General features: G+C 53.5%; 13 protein-coding genes and 1 pseudogene. 4 read left to right on the top strand and 10 right to left on the bottom strand.

Annotated features, from left to right (window positions below; all coding sequences use genetic code 11):
• Positions 1–13: 13 nt before the first annotated feature.
• Positions 14–1,027, bottom strand: a pseudogene (locus FZE95_RS20060) (HAMP domain-containing protein); the annotation flags it as partial.
• Positions 1,028–1,459: 432 nt separating this feature from the next.
• On the opposite strand from FZE95_RS20060, the gene FZE95_RS05775 reads away from it, so the two are divergent.
• A complete protein-coding gene (locus tag FZE95_RS05775) occupies positions 1,460–1,711 on the top strand; it encodes a type II toxin-antitoxin system Phd/YefM family antitoxin (RefSeq protein WP_150299893.1) in 252 nt (83 codons plus the stop codon).
• Complete coding sequence (locus FZE95_RS05780; RefSeq protein WP_008938367.1) at positions 1,708–1,962, top strand: Txe/YoeB family addiction module toxin; 255 nt, start codon at positions 1,708–1,710, stop codon at positions 1,960–1,962. The genes FZE95_RS05775 and FZE95_RS05780 overlap by 4 nt, the downstream gene beginning before the upstream one ends.
• 50 nt (positions 1,963–2,012) lie before the next feature.
• Here FZE95_RS05780 and FZE95_RS05785 read toward each other — a convergent pair whose 3' ends face one another.
• Positions 2,013–2,462 carry a hypothetical protein gene (locus FZE95_RS05785; protein WP_150299894.1) on the bottom strand — a complete coding sequence of 150 codons (450 nt, stop codon included), beginning with the start codon at positions 2,460–2,462 and terminating at the stop codon, positions 2,013–2,015.
• 342 nt (positions 2,463–2,804) lie between these two features.
• Here FZE95_RS05785 and FZE95_RS05790 point away from each other — a divergent pair, with 342 nt between their 5' ends.
• Positions 2,805–3,932 (top strand): zinc-binding dehydrogenase, encoded by a 1,128-nt coding sequence (locus tag FZE95_RS05790; protein ID WP_150299895.1) that lies wholly within the window; start codon positions 2,805–2,807, stop codon positions 3,930–3,932.
• An 81-nt stretch (positions 3,933–4,013) separates the two neighbouring features.
• Here the strand turns inward: FZE95_RS05790 and FZE95_RS05795 are convergent, their stop codons facing one another.
• From FZE95_RS05795 to FZE95_RS05810, 4 genes are all read right to left on the bottom strand, one after another.
• Positions 4,014–4,652: a DUF2959 domain-containing protein gene (locus tag FZE95_RS05795; RefSeq protein WP_397387107.1), complete on the bottom strand. Its 639-nt coding sequence runs from the start codon at positions 4,650–4,652 to the stop codon at positions 4,014–4,016.
• Between the two features lie 258 nt (positions 4,653–4,910).
• Complete coding sequence (locus tag FZE95_RS05800) at positions 4,911–8,810, bottom strand: esterase/lipase family protein (protein WP_150299897.1); 3,900 nt, start codon at positions 8,808–8,810, stop codon at positions 4,911–4,913.
• Between the two features lie 180 nt (positions 8,811–8,990).
• A complete protein-coding gene (locus FZE95_RS05805) occupies positions 8,991–9,695 on the bottom strand; it encodes a hypothetical protein (RefSeq protein ID WP_150299898.1) in 705 nt (234 codons plus the stop codon).
• Between the two features lie 127 nt (positions 9,696–9,822).
• Positions 9,823–10,461, bottom strand: a complete 639-nt coding sequence (locus FZE95_RS05810; RefSeq protein ID WP_150299899.1) for a kinetochore Spc7 family protein — start codon at positions 10,459–10,461, stop codon at positions 9,823–9,825.
• 231 nt (positions 10,462–10,692) lie between these two features.
• Between FZE95_RS05810 and FZE95_RS05815 the strand changes: the two genes are divergently transcribed.
• On the top strand, positions 10,693–11,073 hold the full coding sequence (locus tag FZE95_RS05815) for a phage integrase N-terminal SAM-like domain-containing protein (RefSeq protein WP_223824982.1): 381 nt from the start codon (positions 10,693–10,695) through the stop codon (positions 11,071–11,073).
• Positions 11,074–11,197: 124 nt separating this feature from the next.
• Here FZE95_RS05815 and pdeM read toward each other — a convergent pair whose 3' ends face one another.
• Genes pdeM through FZE95_RS05835 form a run of 4 tightly spaced genes read right to left on the bottom strand, consistent with a single transcriptional unit; the run spans position 11,198 to position 16,890 of the window.
• The gene (gene pdeM, locus FZE95_RS05820; protein WP_190324509.1) at positions 11,198–11,851 is read right to left on the bottom strand and encodes a ligase-associated DNA damage response endonuclease PdeM; all 654 of its coding nucleotides are present in this window, start codon (positions 11,849–11,851) and stop codon (positions 11,198–11,200) included.
• Positions 11,848–14,310, bottom strand: a complete 2,463-nt coding sequence (locus FZE95_RS05825; protein WP_150299901.1) for a ligase-associated DNA damage response DEXH box helicase — start codon at positions 14,308–14,310, stop codon at positions 11,848–11,850. Before FZE95_RS05825 ends, pdeM begins: the two co-directional genes overlap by 4 nt.
• Positions 14,300–15,895, bottom strand: a complete 1,596-nt coding sequence (locus FZE95_RS05830) for an ATP-dependent DNA ligase (protein ID WP_150299902.1) — start codon at positions 15,893–15,895, stop codon at positions 14,300–14,302. The genes FZE95_RS05825 and FZE95_RS05830 overlap by 11 nt, the downstream gene beginning before the upstream one ends.
• Positions 15,895–16,890, bottom strand: a complete 996-nt coding sequence (locus FZE95_RS05835; protein ID WP_150299903.1) for a ligase-associated DNA damage response exonuclease — start codon at positions 16,888–16,890, stop codon at positions 15,895–15,897. The genes FZE95_RS05830 and FZE95_RS05835 overlap by 1 nt, the downstream gene beginning before the upstream one ends.
• Between the last annotated feature and the right edge of the window lie 47 nt (positions 16,891–16,937).

Consider the following 16,937-nt stretch of genomic DNA (forward strand, 5'->3'; position numbering starts at 1 on the left):
CATGAATCCGCTCGACAAAGCGGTTGAAGGCACTGGCCAGGCGGCCGAATTCATCGTTCACGGTAATCGGCAGGCGACGGGTAAGGTCGCCCTCTCCCTGCGCAATATCTTCCAGCGCCGCGCTAAGCGATGTCAGGGGGCGGAGAAGATAGCCCATCAGCATCCCCAGCAACACAACGATAGCGACGATCGCAATCATCGTGGCCACGAAAGCCGACATGCGAAACTCCGACACGCTGGCGAAAGCTTTTTCCTTGTCGATAGACAGGCCGACGTGCCAGTCAACGCCAAGCAGGCCTGTTACCGGAAGGAAGGTCAACAGGCGGTCACCTTCAACTGAAATGGCTTCTTGAAGCGCATCGGAGATCACCGGCACTGTCGTAGGAAACAGCTCATCCAGCGTCTTCATCTGGCGTTGTTTGTCTGGATGAACCAGCACTTTTCCGTCGCCGCTGACCAGGAAAGCGTAACCTAGCCCGTTGAAATCGAGGGCGTTGATGATCGATGAAATGACAGCCAGATCAAGATCCGCTCCAACGACGTTTTGGCCCGACGGGGTAGCGATCGACATGATCAGGCCACCACTGGACGCATCGATATAAGGCTGCGTGAGCACGGTTGCACCAGATGACTTCACCCCCATAAACCACGGCCGGGTTCGTGGGTCGTAATCCGCTGGTATATCGATTTGCGGATACATGGTGAACGTTCCGTCCGCCTCGCCGAGATAGCTGGTTTTGAAGGTGTTTACGAGAGTGCGGGACTCAAGGAAAGACCGCACATTCCAAGCTGAGCCGGAGTTCAGGTTGTACGCCAGATTTTCGAGCAACAGCACCCGACCAGATATCCAATTGGTGATGTTTTCAGCTGTTAAATTGCCTGCGTCATTGACGTAGGTTCGCAGATTGTCCTTGATCGTTTCGCGCTGGAGAGAGTCGTTGTAAAGGGAAAACCCAAGGAAGACCGTGGTCACCACGACACACGCGGCGATCAGAACCTTGAATTTGAAGCTTACGGGGCGGGACATGGACGGCTACTCTGAAGACTAAAGGCCGATGTAGCGGCCCAAAAGGGTAAAACTTTAGGCCTGACCCACCGCTGCCCGACGACCAGCAATCATCGGCTGTGCTTGAAGTGAAATGTCCTTGTTTGGCTCCATTACGACGGGGCGCACGATCCGGTTATTCGTTGCCGGTGCAGGCAATGCCGGACATTGGGGTCTGCCGGAAATTGCGATTAATGGTCATCTGACACCAATTTACAGTAATGCTATTAGCGCCAGAATTAACAACCCATATGTCATGTCGCGTAGATGAAGCATGGTTGTCCCTAACGCCGGGTTCATGCGCCGGTCTGAAGCCGCGAAGCAGCGGAAAATCGATCGCTGTGCAGCCGATTGTTAAATCCATTTATGTACGGTATCCTGATCATGTCCATCATCCTGTACAGGAGCAACCTTATGGATGCCATTAGCTACACAGCCGCTAGAACCAATCTAGCAAAAACCATGGAACAGGTCTGTGAAGACCATTCCCCTGTGATCATCACCCGGAGCAAGTCGCAGTCCGTGGTAATGATCTCCCTGGATGACTACGAGGCGCTGCAAGAAACTGCATACCTTCTGCGCGCACCAAAAAACGCACGGCGATTGCTGGAATCCGTCGCCGAGCTGGAGCAAGGCGGTGGTCAAGAGAAGGAACTTCTTGAATGAAACTCATCTTCTCCGAGAACGCTTGGGAAGACTATCTGTACTGGCAGAAAACCGACAAAAAGATTCTTAACCGAATCAACAAGCTGATCAAAGAGACCAAGCGAGAACCGTTCGAAGGTGTTGGCAAACCAGAGCCCCTCAAACACAGCCTCGCCGGGTACTGGTCTCGCCGGATCAACGAAGAACACCGAATAGTTTACAAAGTCACGGATGACGCTTTGCTTATCGCCCAGCTCCGGTATCACTACTGATTTAACGCGCGGCGCACGTGCCGAAAAGAAAATGGGGGTCAGATGAAGGTTTACGGATAATGTTCATCTGACCCCCATTTTAATTCCCGACCGAGTACTAGCACACCTATACGGTGCAGAAGCAGCCCTAAGCCGAAGAAATAGAAGCAATACTGCGTAACGTCGCTTACACCGTATAGAAGCGGAAACTCGAACACTGACCTGTGCAGGAGCGCGACGAGCGCGCCGACGAGCACAGCTGTGAGCATGTAGCATCGATTGACGTGCATTCCGAGATGCTTGCGCAGCCAGAACCAGTGAGACGCACCTGAACCTACGCCAGCCATTGCCGACGAAGGCAGAATCATTAAGCCCGCTAATTGCACGGTTCCAATGGGCGAAAACTTTGGATCAACTTGGCCCAAAACGTAAACCATCACTGCCTGATACGTCACCGCAAGAACCGTAGCGACTGAAATTACAGTCAGGATGTGTATCAGCACGCCTCCAATTCTCTTCATCGGTGCTCTCGTGCATCTACGTTATGGGAAGGAGCGCAGGCTGTCCTTGCCTTTAGGCGGGATGAAACTGGCATTCCTTTGCTGCAAAGCTGATCGCCAGAAAGCACAATCCCGACCCTGTGCTCTTTTCTTTTTGTTGGCGGCCCGGGTGGCTTCGCGGACGATGGCCTGCAATTCTTAGGGAAGCTGATCGAATAAGTCAGCTACTCTAACCCCATTGATCTCTACGATCAGACAGCCCAGCCACGCGGATCACGCAGGCGCCAAGGGCTTGCCCCGCATCTTGTGCGGTAACAACGGTTAGCGAAGCACCAGACCACTTAACTTTTTCAGGAGAAAAAAGTGTCAGATACCAACATCGAACTAACGTCGACCATTAGCGAAGACAACAAACTGGAACTTGCCCTGCGCGAGATCGAGATCCCGCAGCCAGGCGAAAACCAGGTGGTCATCCGCATCGAAGCCGCCCCTATCAACCCGTCTGACCTGGGAGTGATGTTCAGCGCAGCCGATATGACAACTGCCAAGCAATCCGGAAGCGCCGACCGCCCAGTCATCAGTGCCGATGTCCCGGCCAAATTCATGGGTGCCGTTAAGAAGCGGGTTGGTAAGGCTATACCCGTGGGCAACGAAGGCGCCGGTACAGTCGTCGCGGCTGGCTCATCAGCCGCTGCGCAAAGCTTGATGGGCAAAACCGTTGCGTGCATTGGCGGTGGTAGCTACCGCAAATATCTGTGTGCCAATGTTCAAAGCTGTCTGGAACTGGAGCCGGGTACGACTGCAGCCGAAGGCGCTTCAAGCTTTGTTAATCCGCTTACTGCATTGGCCATGGTAGAAACCATGCGAGCTGAAGGTCACAAGGCCATCGTTCACGCTGCCGCCGCCTCTAATCTCGGACAAATGCTTAACCGCATCTGCATCGCCGACGGCATCGACCTGGTCAATATCGTCCGTAAGCCGGAACAGGAAGCATTGCTGCGCGACCTGGGTGCCAAATACGTGGTCAATTCCAGTAGCGACAGCTTTATGGCAGACCTGACCCAGGCACTCATCGACACCGGCGCCACCATCGCCTTCGACCCTATCGGTGGTGGACGATTGGCTAGCGACATCCTCACCTGCATGGAAGCCGCCGTCTCTCGCAACATGACTGAATACAGCGTGTACGGATCTGACATCTACAAGCAGGTGTATATCTATGGCGGCCTTGATCGTGGCCCCATCACGCTCAACCGCACCTTTGGTTTTGCCTGGGGTGTAAACGGCTTCCTGTTGTTCAATGCGTTGGGGAAACTGGGTAAGGACACCGCCGCCGCCATGCGCAAGCGCATAGCCGCCGAAATCAAAACCACATTCGCCAGTCACTACACGCACGAAGTATCTCTGGCCGGTGCGTTACAACTGGATGCGATCTCGGTTTACGGCAAACAGGCTACCGGAGAGAAGTTCCTGATCAAACCACAGAGCTAAGGTTTAGCGTCTGGCCGCAAGGCCATCCCAGGGCGCTGGAGTCAGGTTGACTCCAGCGCCTGCATGAGAGGTATCCTGCCTTTAATCCTGGAGGCTGCTGATAAAGGCTTCTGATTCAGCAATGGATTTTTCCATTTCCCTGATCAACTGGGCGACATCTGTTTCTATAGTCCCCAGCTCACCTTGTAACGAGTCAATGGCTCGCGCATTCAGATTGTGCTTCAGAAACAGCACCTGATCCTGGAAGGCCTGTAATACGGGCGCCATGCGGGCCTCCGCGCTACGCATCGCCCTGATGAGTCCCTGGTATTGCCGCCGGGTCTGGCTTAACTTCGCTGCACTTTGGCGCTTGAGGTTCGCATTGCTGTACAGCTCGATTTCTTCTTCCCACTCATCGAACAATGCCTCGGACACGTCTTCGACCGCATCGATGCGATCGGTCACCGACTGAGCGGCAGCTTTGCTGTCTTCGTATTCGTCGTTCAGCCTGTCGTAGCGTGCTGCCAAGTCCTGGTCTTTGATCTGCACAATGGATCGGAATTGCGCCAGGGCGGATTCGAATTGTTCCTTGGCATCAGTCTGCGCCTCTTGGACCGACTCAACGCGATCAACCATGATATCGCGCTTGTGAACGCCCACTTTCTCCATTGCGCCGTAATACGCCGACTGACAACCCGCCAGAGCCGCCACCAAAAAAACAACTAAAAACCAACGACTTATCGACATGTATTCTTCCCTTTAGCTGAGTTCTTGCGAGCGTGAATAGGACAAATGATAGCCTTTTTAGAGGCTAGAAGGTCATACCCCCTGGCGCCGAGGCCTCTGCGGAGAAGGGCAAAAAGCAAGACCTGACCCTAATGTCCCACTCTCCGTGCTGATTCATAACGCTTTGCTCACCGGAAAATTGGGAGCGCAGCGAGCAATTTTTCCGCGTGCAGCAACTTGTTATATGACGCCTTTAGAAGGCTGCCCCTAATACTAATAAAGCCCAAATCCATGCTCTTCATCACGCTTTGATTCTTCGACTATTTGCCGATTTATATATGCAATATAATCTTTAACCCAGCGCCTTACACTAGAATTTTCATGCTCAATCAAGGGGCTTAGTGCTGATTTATCTGATTCTAGGTAGGGTACTAAAGACCCTGACCAACCACGGGTTCCCATATTGGCGCTCAGTTCACTCGCTACACGTTGGTCATTTCCAAAGTTCTCAAGCAAGGCGACAAACAAAGCCGAAGGCTGCTGCATCTCATCAACTGTTTCTATGACATTTAAACAACGGGCAACAAAAACTGGGCCAAGATCTGGTTGCTTAAAGCACCATTCCATAACGCTTTGAACTGGAATAACAGAAAGTACACTTGGCACATTTCTTACCAACCTTGTTTCTCTATCTAAGAGCTGTTGCAACCAATACCTATCCATCCCTTCAGCTCGAACGATTGCCTCACCAAATATCGGCCAGATTACGTCACAATAGTCGCTCATTAGGTTTAACATCAAAGGTTTGGTATAAGACCAGATATCACCATGATTTAAGCCGTATTTACTCGCCGAAATTAACTGATTAGTTAGCGCTACCGCAAACTCTATATCTCGCTCTTTTAATAGCTTTTCAGCCATGTCATGCCAATGATGTGTATTTGTTGCAGTGTTCTCTTGCCCTTTATGTAAAGGTACGGCTGTGACTAAATGCTTAAGCTGATCTCTTAGCTCATTGACGCTGTCTTTATTACTAAAACAATACATATAAATCACATTAAGTGCCGCCCAGCTGGCCTGATCGCCCAGCTCGGTTAACTGTAGACAAAAACCGACCATCACATCCGGTTCAATGCTGTCAGTCACACTGCCATAACTAAGTGCATTCGCGCTATTTGGCGATAACACACCTCGCTGAATTAGCTCCAATAGATTATCTAAATGTGTCTTTTTGATATCTCCCGTTCGTATAAAGTCTGGATAAAGATGAACCAACTTCTCATTCGTAACTAACCGATCGATATTTTCTTGCCAAAGCTCTGGCGACTGCTCAAACAAACCTCGATACAAACCTAAGACTAACCGAGAGTCAGGCCTTTCAACGGCTGCTAAACACTCTAGAGCCAAACCAAGTATTGGCACAACATCAGTTGAGTCATGAGCCAGTTGGCGGCCAAAAGCATAGGACTGCTTTTGCTCTCCCTGTAACAATAAGCTGAGGTGAGGGAGTAGTTCTTCAACATTATGGGAAAGTTCTGTCGCGAGTACTTTCGCATTTTCTGCTGCCACATCAACGTAGTGACCATCCTCACCTTTATGATGCTCCCAGGGAGGATTCGTTACCAGAATCTTTAACTTCTCAGGCAGTTCTGCTTCATCGGGGCTTAGTAGCTCTAACCAGTTATTCAGCGCATCAGTCGTTTCTTGGTTGATATCTTCAGAATCATATTCAAAAGTGTTTTTGATACTATCTAGAGCTTCTGGCCAATAGCGGCCATTGATACTTACAACCCTCCTAATCGCCGAATCCAGCATTTCAATACGGCCATGAGCAACAAAGCCCCGAATTGAATGACCTATTTTTGACAAGACTTTTACTTTTTGTGCATCACCCCGTACAAAAAGAACCAACATCAAATCAAAAGCTTGTTGCCAGAAATCAAAAATATCTTGCCATAGCTCTGGCCGCCACTCTTCAAGCGGTGCTTTAGTTCCTTGGTACTCGGCCCCAACTGTTCGTGTGCCACCATAAGTACTGATTGCTTGACCTAAAGCCTTAAGTACCACCATATCTATATCAGTCTGATTGACTGCAATAGCCCGCTTTAAGATATCAAAGCGGATATTAGGCTTCGCTTGCGTTCCAGATAGATTCACTCGAAATAACTGAGCAAACATACCCGTTGCATTGTTGCTCCAACTTTCATTTTCTGCTGATGCCAGTAACAACATACACCATGCTGATTTTTCAAATACATCCGCATGAAAACATAGCTTTTCCAATGCCCATACTAGATTTCTTCGCGTATCACCATCTATAGCCTGAAGTTGATCATGATTGTACTCCGACAGAACGCTGTATAAAGCATCGCTTGTTGACTCGGGGTTCACCTCAACAAATGCGCGGAAGAGTTTCGAACCCCTTTCTGTAAGCAGCTCCTCCGCTCGAACAAAAGGGCTTTGCCCCCCAAATAGTCGATCTGAAAACCTTTGAACACTCGGCTGGTCATCAAGATATGAAGCCTGAGTACAAAAACTCTGCATTAGAGAATCGGGAAGGGTATCAATTAGCTGTTTTTGACGGTCATATGACGTTTCCTCCCACCATTCTGACGCCAGTGTCAGTGCCAGCGGCTTAGGCACCAGTCTTGCGTACCGCCCCGCGCGATTTATGATTTGCCGACTGGTAAATATTTTTAATACTCTGTCAAATATTTTTAGGTCAGACCCAGCAACATTCTCAGCAATATATTTTGCCTCTTCGCCAGCTGTCCCCTCGGCTGTACCAAAGACATCGAACAAGGAGCAAGCAGATAACATTTCCTTCTCAACATCTGTTATGCCACCGTCACCATCGATCAATTTTCTTACGACAGAGCTGCTTTCTATCGAACCAAGCAATCGGCCCTCTTTCCGATACTGCTCTGCGATTAGAGTAGCCATAAGAGGATAACCCTGAGCAAACCTAGCTACACGATCAACGTCACTAGAATCCATTCCAACTAATATTGGGGACAGGACCTGCTTTATGGCCTCATCTGACAATGGGGAAAGTTGAATATGAATAGATTCATCAACCTGTCCATCTGAATATCCAACTGTAACAAGTTTTAGTAAGCAATCTGTTTTATTGACCTCCTTCGCCAAATGGTTGTGCAAATCAATATTACAATTCTCGATTACTACCAAGCCATGAACACGATCTTCAACCATTGCCCGAATACTTTCTTTTATGACGGTGCCGTAACCAGGCGCATCAAAAATAAGAACGCAGGAACCATCGATAGAACTAGATGCATCAATAGCTTCTAATAATAAGCGTGTTTTACCTAACCCAGATGCTCCTGTTAGCCGAATCACAGCACGCTCTAAATCCATAGCAGCAACAAACGACTTAAAATTATTTGTTCGTGTTTCATCAGTCGCATAATGGTAACTATGATTTCTTTCTACGCTTTTCCAGTCTTCAAGGTCTCGTGAGGAAGTATTTTTGTACCTTTTTACGGTATATTTTTCCAAAATAAAATTTTTAAAAACAATATATGAAGAGGACTCCATACTTTCCGGCTTAACAATTGTGCAGTGATCAACATCGTTAATTGTTTCAACCCGATGACGCCTAAAGATACTCTTTGAACTAGAAGAAGATACAATATCGTCATTTGCAGCGACAATACTCATAATCTCCAGAGAATTGTCCAACCCACTATCTACCCACTGATCATTCAATTCATCGAGCTCGCTGGAATCACGGCACAGACTTTTAAGATGCCGATTTCTAAATGAAATATACTTGCCAACATTTGCGAACCCTGACCCATCATGCGGAACGTCAAAAAAGCATACTTTTCGGATTTTATGGTTTATTTTTTTATCCTTCATGCGAAGGAGAAGTTTTTTAACCACTAAGCCGCCCAAGCTATGGCCAGCGAGTATAATTTCATCGTTGTCCAAGTCGCACCGAGCTTTTATATCGCTGAGTAGGCCGTTTGCTATATTAAGAATACTGGGGGCACGTTGATAAAATTGTTTAAGTATATGGGGCGACTGATAGCCATATGAAACAATGCTGCAATCAAGATCTTTGTCCTTTTCCAAGAAATTTGGAAAGCTCCCCCATGTTCCATCGGAGGTACCGCCTAATCCGTGGACGAGTATTATTTTTTTTCCCATTTTCAAACTCTAATCTAGTGGACTTTTAGGAAGCGATAAAACAATATCGCGCTTCGTTTTCCAGGACACATACTTAGCGTCCAACGCTGATACCCATGGAGCTAACGGCATATAACGTTTGGTTAAGGGGCGGGCTTTAGCCCGTCCCGAGTGAGCGAAGCGAACGACTTGAACCAGTTGTTAGACGAGGCATTGAGATAGTACATCGGTTTTCAATGTTTCAATTAAGCTGTTCATCGATGCCAGATGGACTTCTTCGTGATTAATATCTTTGATAGAGTTTAATGCTGATTTTTTTACCCAGTCCGGCATGGCAGTGGAGCTGGATATAAATTTCTCACTTAGCTCAATGACTTTTTCTTGTGGAAGACGCTTATCCAGTAGGTTAAATTCTTCGAAATGCTCGAGGAAGGTATCCCTCACAACACTTTCGCACTTCTCAATTACCTCAATCAGGTAATAGCCAAATGCGGTATGGGATACCACTCCGCTACGGTTGGTTACAGGAGATGGAGAGATAATAAGCGGGAAATCATCCTTGATATGTGCTGCTGAACTAATATCGAGACCTCTATGTATTATGCTGTTTCGGAGTTCTCGGAGATACGAATGGTTCTTTTCGCCATCCGGGAAATTTTCAAAACTTAGCTTTTTATATAGTAGATCCCGGAAGCCGGCATTGTTGGGGTACTCTTTTTCTAAAAACAACTCAGTTGCGGACAGCAGACCCGCAAAGTATTGAGAATAATATTGCCGCAAATCTTTCTGGTTATCGATAGAAAGGGGGCATCGCAAAGCTAGGGCGTTGCGCAGTGAGAGGTTTTTAAGTTCAAAATACCACTTCACTGCTGAAAGCATTTCAGAGGTGCGGATAATATCTTCCATGTGAACGTCCTTTTAAGAGCGCGGTTCGTCTAACGCTTGGTTAAGGGGCGGGCTTTAGCGCGTCCCAGTGAGCGAAGCGAACGATTTGAACCACTTGTTAGACCGGCGCCTGATTCGAACATTAAACTCATTTATGCGATGAAATACGCTGCTCAATTAACTCAATTTTATACTTGAAAAAAAGCGAAACGGCGAACTCAATAACTCTGTCACCACTGATTATTTTGCCTTCGTGTTCGTTTACGTATTTTTTGAAGTATTCATAAGCTTGAGTGCCATATTTGTCATCCTGACCCGGTATGTGAGTAGCTAAAAGCTCTTGGCTGAAACCCAACACATCAAATGAACTGCCTCTTCCAGAAACTACCGCCAACGTATAGGCGGACGTTATTTTTTCAGAGTAATACTGAAGCTTGTTAAGTGTTGCAGAGTCCGATGCATCTTTAAAGCTTGCGACAACTATCTTCAGTTCATTTTCTTTTTGTACAATATTGTCTTTAAGTTTTGATTGCTGACTATGCAACGATGCTATGTTGGACTCAAGGGAGATTTTGTCTTGCTGTAGGACTGCCAGGGTAGAGCTTAGTTTTTGAACCTGTACGGATAAAGTTTGAGATTCCCCACGAAGATTTTGAAGTTCTATTTCTTTTTCAAAAACAGGATGAATCGTGTGGAAGTATGCCCAAGCACCGAAGCACACGCCTGCAATTGTTATAGATTTCGATACTCTATCAAGCAGGCCGTCGTCTTCTTTAAATATCTTCATGGCGCGAATTTGTGCTCGTGATAGTGATATGCCTAACAGTGATTAGATGGAATTCCATCATATTGCATATTCGTGGCTTCCAGATAACAACGCAGGCTTCCGCTCGAGTATATCGTTATCCCATGCAAAATCAGTCCTTAAAGACTGAGTCACAGCCTCGTATGTAATCGCTTGACTTCCACATTTGTCGATTTCAATACCACTGTACATTTATACAGCCACGGAATCGATATGAGCGCCACGCCGCGTCTGCAAGGCCAGTTCCGAGCCGTTATTCGGCTGAACCATTACAGCATTCGCACGGAGAAGTCTTACTGGTACTGGCTACGATACTTTATCCGTTTCCACAAGCTGCGCCATCCTCTCGAAATGGGTCCGGCGGAAGTTAACGCTTTTCTCAGTTGGTTAGCGGTGGACCGAGACGTTGCTGCGGCCACGCAAAACCAGGCGTTGAATGCAATCGTGTTTCTCTATGCTCGGATGCTCGATAAACCATTGGGGGAGATTGGTGACGGGGTAGAACCCTACCGAGGCGCTGGCAGTGATCCTTCTACGTGGGGAGCCATATCGGCTGCTGGCGTCCCTCATGCGATTTCAAAACCACAGGAATGAGCTGTACGCTGCGTAGGAGAACACGAGCGTTACCAAGCCCCATGAGGTGAGTAAATATCGGGCACGCTACCGCCTACCATCGACGGCAAGCTGGCTACTTCTACCCCAGCGTACCGCAGGTGCGCTACATCCCGCCAGACAACCGAAACAGCTCTCCATCGACCACCAGAACAGCGTCCTCCGCAGTGTCCGGTCTGATGTCCCAACCCCCCGTCAGCGCGCCGAATGAGGGCAGTACTGTTATCCCGTTGCGGAACCAGAATACCGGGGCGCGTAGTCTGTCTCGCCCTACTGCCAGGGTATGCGCGGGGTGCAGGTGGCCGGCGAGGATGTGTTTGCCTGGCACGCTGGTTGGCTCATGGCAGAGCCGGAAGGGGCCGAGATCCAGGGTGGCGTGCCAGGTGATGCCGATGTCTATTCCTTCGGCATGCCGGTCATGATTGCCGATCACCGCCTCGACTTGCACGTCCGCATGGCGCTTAAGCCAGGCTGGGAACTGTTCGAGGAAAGGCTCGCCTTCCCTCGGGCGGTGGTGGAAGAAGTCGCCCAGAACGATCAGCCTCCTGGGGTTGAAATGATGAATCAGTGCTGTGAGGCGTCGCAGATCGTCCTGACTTTGCCCGGTGGGCACCGCCAGCCCCTTGCGGCGGAAGAAGGCGCCTTTGCCAAAGTGCGTATCGGCAACCATGAGGGTCGCGTGAGCGGGGTAGTACAGGGCCTTGTCACCATGCAGCACGACCTTCTCGCCCGCCAACTGCCAGTCCAGCGTGCGGCTCACTTGCGTTTCTTCGCGACGCGGTCCGCGTTGCGCTCCAGTGTTGCCAGCATGCGTTGCACCCGTTGACGCCAGTTCTCGGTACTCAGGCGGCTGCGCAGACGGTCGACCCATAGCGGAAAGCCTAGTGGCGAAAAATGCTTTGGTGTGACGATGGTCAGCTCCTGTCCGGCGGCGCGCTCAAGCACATCGCGCAGCCGGCGGATGTCGAGTTGATCTTCCAGCACTTCGCGGCGCGCCTGATCGAGTAATCGGTGATCGGGATCGTAACGTGCCAGGGTGTCGTAAAGCAGGCCCGTCGACGCCTGCAGCTGACGATCGGTCTTACCGCGCCCCGGGTAACCCTGAAATACCAGCCCGCTGATCCGCGCAATATCGCGAAACTGCCGGCGCGCCAGCTCGCTGGCATTTAGCGCCGCCAGTACGTCATCGAGTAAACGCTCCGGGCTGAGCAGCGTGCGCCACACCGCTTCGGTCAGCTCGGGCGGCTCGGTGGAGGTCAGCAGTTCAAGGCCGTAATCATTCACCGACAGTGAAAAGGTCGCCGGCTGAATTTGCCCGATGCGCCAGGCCAACAGGGCAGCAAGGCCTTCGTGGGCCAGCCGGCCGGCGAAGGGATAGATAAACAGATGGTGCCCTTCCCGTGATCGGCAGCGCTCAATCAGCAGATGATGCCGGCCGGGCAAGGCGGACTGGTCCCGCTGCACTTCCAGCACCGGACGTATGGCTTCGACTTCGGCGTCCCGGTAGATACCCTTCTCCACCTCTTCGAGAATCTCCAGCACGGTATCGGCCAGCTCCGAAGACAACGGCAGCCTGCCGCCGTACCAACGCGGCACACTGTGTCGCCGGGTACTGGCCGGGCGCACGTAAGCGACCAGATCACGAACCTTGATCAACTCCAGCGCACGGCCGGAAAACAGAAATACATCGCCGGGATTGAGCCGTGCGACAAAGGACTCTTCCACCGTGCCGAGCGAGCCGCCGCGCATGAATTTCACCCGCATCTGCGCGTCACTGGTAATGGTCCCGATGGCCATGCGGTGTCGCCGCGCAATGCCGGTATTCTCCACGCGGAACAGGCCATCCTGCTCGACCACCCGCTGAAACTGCGGATAGTGTTCCAGCACCGGCCCGCCCTGGGTGATGAACACCAGGCACCAATGGAACATCTCCTCTGTCAGCTCGGCAAACGCATGGGTCGCCTGGGCTTCGGCCAACGCTTGCTCGGCGTTAAAACCGGGGCCGGCGGCCAGCGTGACCAGATGCTGAACCAGCACATCCAGACACAGCCGGAGCGGTCGGCGGGCTTCCACTCGACCGGCCTCCCAGGCGCGGCGCGCGGCGGCTATTTCCACGAGCTCGAAGGCATGGCTCGGTACACAAAGGATTTCACTGTTGGCGCCGGGCTGGTGGCCGGAGCGTCCGGCGCGTTGCATCAGACGCGCAACGCCCTTGGGGCTGCCGACCTGGACCACGCGATCCACCGGCGAAAAATCCACGCCCAGGTCCAGACTCGAGGTACAGACCACGCAACGAAAGCTGCCGTCGCGCAGGCCATCCTCGATGCGTTTGCGCAGCTTGCGATCGATCGAGCCGTGGTGCAGGCCAATCTCGGTCAGCCAGTCCATGCGCGCCTTGAGCACCGATTCGAACCACAGCTCAGCCTGCGAGCGAGTGTTGGTGAACAGCAATGCAGTAGCGCCCTGCTCCAGATACTCGAGCACACCATCAAGCTGCGCCAGACCCAGGTGGCCGGCCCACGGGACGCGCTCCAACGTCGGGGGCAGCAGGCCGCGAACGGTCAGTGTTTTGTGCGTATCGCCGGCCACGCTGACGCCCGGCGCTGCGCCTTGGCCGAGCAACACCTGCATCGCCTCATCAAGATTGCCCAGCGTGGCGGACAATCCCCAGACCGGCAGACCGGGACGCCGCGCGCGCAACCAGGCCAGACACAGTTGCAGCTGGACGCCGCGCTTGGTACCCAGCAGCTCATGCCATTCATCGACGATCACCGCGTCCAGATGGCGAAAACTGTCTTCTACGTTGCGGTAGGACAGCAACACAGACAGGCTCTCGGGCGTGGTGACCAGCGCCTCAGGTAACTTGCGCCGCTGCCTGGCACGCACGCTTGCGCTGGTATCACCGGTGCGGGTTTCCACGCGCCAGTTAAGTCCCAGCGCGTCGACCGCCTCCTGCAGATTGCCCGCGGTATCCGAAGCCAGCGCCCGCAGGGGCGTGATCCATAACACCCGCAGCCCGGCCGGTGCTCTGGCTTGCTCCAGCGCCATGGATACCGGGCCCAGCCAGGCAGCGAGCGTCTTGCCGGAACCGGTGGACGCATGGATCAGGCCCGACTGCCCGTCACGAAAGGCCGCCCAGGTGCGACGCTGAAAAGGCGCCGGTTTCCAGCCGCGGCTGGCGAACCAGTCTTCAATCGCCTTGATGCCGTCAGCTGCCATAGATGCGTAGCAGCTCTTTGACCTGATCGAGGGTGTCGGCCTCCTCCACCGGCTTGTCCTGACGCCAGCGTGCGATCCGCGGGAAACGCAGAGCGATGCCGGACTTGTGCCGGGGCGAAGGCTGAATGCCCTCGAAGGCGATTTCCAGCACTTGCTGAGGTTTGAGCGAGCGCACCGGGCCGAACTTCTCGACGGTATTGCGGCGAATCCAGTGATCGAGCTGCTGGATCTCCTTGTCAGTCAGGCCGGAATAAGCCTTGGCGATGGGCACAAAGCTGTCGCCGTCGCGCACCGCCAGGGTGTAATCGGTGTACAGATTGGCGCGCCGGCCATGCCCCGGTTGGGCATACAGCAGCACGGCATCGATGCTCAGTGGGTCGATCTTCCATTTCCACCAGTCGCCGCGTATTCGACCACTGCGATAGGGGCTGGCGCGGCGCTTGAGCATCAGGCCCTCGACGCGGCGTTCGCGGCTGGAGTCCCGCAGCGTCGCCAGGGCCGGCCAGTCACTGGCGTCGGTCATCGGGCTCAACCGTATCGCGGGTTGCGCTGCTTCGGCGAGAACGTGTTCGAGCGCACTGCGCCGCTCTTCCAGCGGCTTTTGCCGCCAGTCTTCGCCCTGATATTCGAGCAGGTCATAGGCGAGAAACACCACCGACACTTCCTTGAGCAGTTTCGGGCCCACCGTCTTGCGCTGGATGCGTCGCTGCATCTGCGAGAAGGGCAACACATCGGCGTCCCATGCCAGCAGCTCGCCATCCAGCACCACTTCAGGCAGCGCCAGCGCAGCCTCCTCCACCTCGGGGAAGCGCCCGCCCATCGGCTCTTCGCCACGCGACCAGAGCCACACGCCGCTGGGCCGGGCAATCAGCTGTGCGCGGATGCCATCCCATTTCCATTCCGCCAGCCACTGGTGCAAATCGCCCAGATCCGAAGGCTCGCCCTCCAGCGGGGACGCAAGAAAAAACGGGTAGGGTTGGCCCTTGCGCTCTTCGCGATGCTCCTCGTCAAACAGCCGTGAATAGAACTCGGCGCTGGGCTCAAACTCGCCCATCAGGCGACGTGCGATCAGTGCGCGGGGCTTGCCACTCAGCGCTGCCAAAGCACGCTCCACCAGGCCCCGGGAAACACCGACGCGCAGACTGCCGGTCAGCAGCTTGTTGTAAAGAAAGCAGGCGTGGCGCGGCAGGGCACGCCATAGCGCGATGACGTGTTCCTTGCGCTGCTCTTCTTCCAGGGTGCGCAGACTGAGGATGCTTTGCTCGATCCACTCGGCGAGGCTGCCCTGCACCGCCGGCCGCTCGGCGTCGCCTTCCATCAACAGGCTGATGGTTTCCGCCAGATCACCCACGTGCTGATAGGTCTCTTCAACCAGCCATTCCGGCAGGGCGCTGGCCTCGGCCAGCCATTCACGCAGTTTGCTCGGCCCAACCAGCCGTTTCATGCGCCGCCCGGTCAGTATGTAGACCGCCCAGGCGCCGTCGTGCGGATCGATGCCGTCGAAATAGGCGGTGAGCACATCCAGTTTGGTCTGGGTCCGCGTCGTCGCGTCCAGCGCGGTGTACATATCGGCGAAGGCCTGCATCAGTCGTCCTCGCCGCCGTAGAGCGTTTCCAGCTCGTAGGCCTCGACGCCCTCGCATTCTCGCAGGTAGCGCACCAGATCATCACTGCGGCCGTGGGTGGTCAGCACGGTACTGGCGCCGGATTCGCGGATGGTGCGCAGCAAGGCCGGCCAGTCGGCATGGTCGCTGAGCTCGAAGCCATGGTCATAGCCGCGCCGGCGACGGTTGCCGCGTATACGCATCCAGCCGGAGGCAAAGCCGGTACTGGCGTTGCGGAAGCGTCGCATCCACGACGAACAGGCGGCAGAGGGTGGGGCCAGGATCAGCTCACCGCCAAAATCATGATCAGCGGGCAGTTCCGAGATGGGCGTTGTCGGCAGCATGGTCACGCCGGCCTGCCGGTAAATATCGGTCATCGCCACCATCGCGCCGTGGACATACACGGGACGATCAGTATGTTCGGTGAGCGCGGCCAGCACCCGCTGCGCCTTGCCCAGCGCGTAGGTGAAGAGAATGCAGGGGCGTTCAGGATGCGCCGCCCACCATTGCCAGATCTGCTCGGCAACGTGCTCCACCGGGGGCCAGCGGTAACAGGGCAAGGCAAAGGTCGCCTCGGTGATCAGGGTATCGCAGGGGACGACTTCGAAGGGTGCGCAGGTTGGGTCCGGGTCACGTTTGTAATCCCCGGTCACCACCCAGACGCGGCCATCATCGTGGGCCAGGCGCGCCTGGGCGCTGCCCAGCACATGGCCGGCCGGGTGCAGGCTCAGGGTGATGGGGCCGAACCGGCGCTGCTCGCCGTAATCCATACCGGTGAAGCGATGCTCTCCCAGCCGGTGGCGCATGATCGGCAGACTGTCGTGCTGGGCCAGATAATGTTCACTGCCCGCGCGGGCATGATCGGCGTGGGCATGGGTGATGACTGCAGTAGCCACCGGGCGCCACGGATCGATATGAAAATTGCCCGCCGGGCAGAACAACCCTTCATCGGTCGGAATGATGATCGGATCACGCATGCGGTACGGCGCCCCTGTGACACGTCGAATATCGACACCTGTAAGTG

This window comes from Pseudomonas profundi, from assembly GCF_008638305.1.
In the GTDB taxonomy this organism is placed as follows: Bacteria; Pseudomonadota; Gammaproteobacteria; order Pseudomonadales; family Pseudomonadaceae; genus Halopseudomonas; species Halopseudomonas profundi.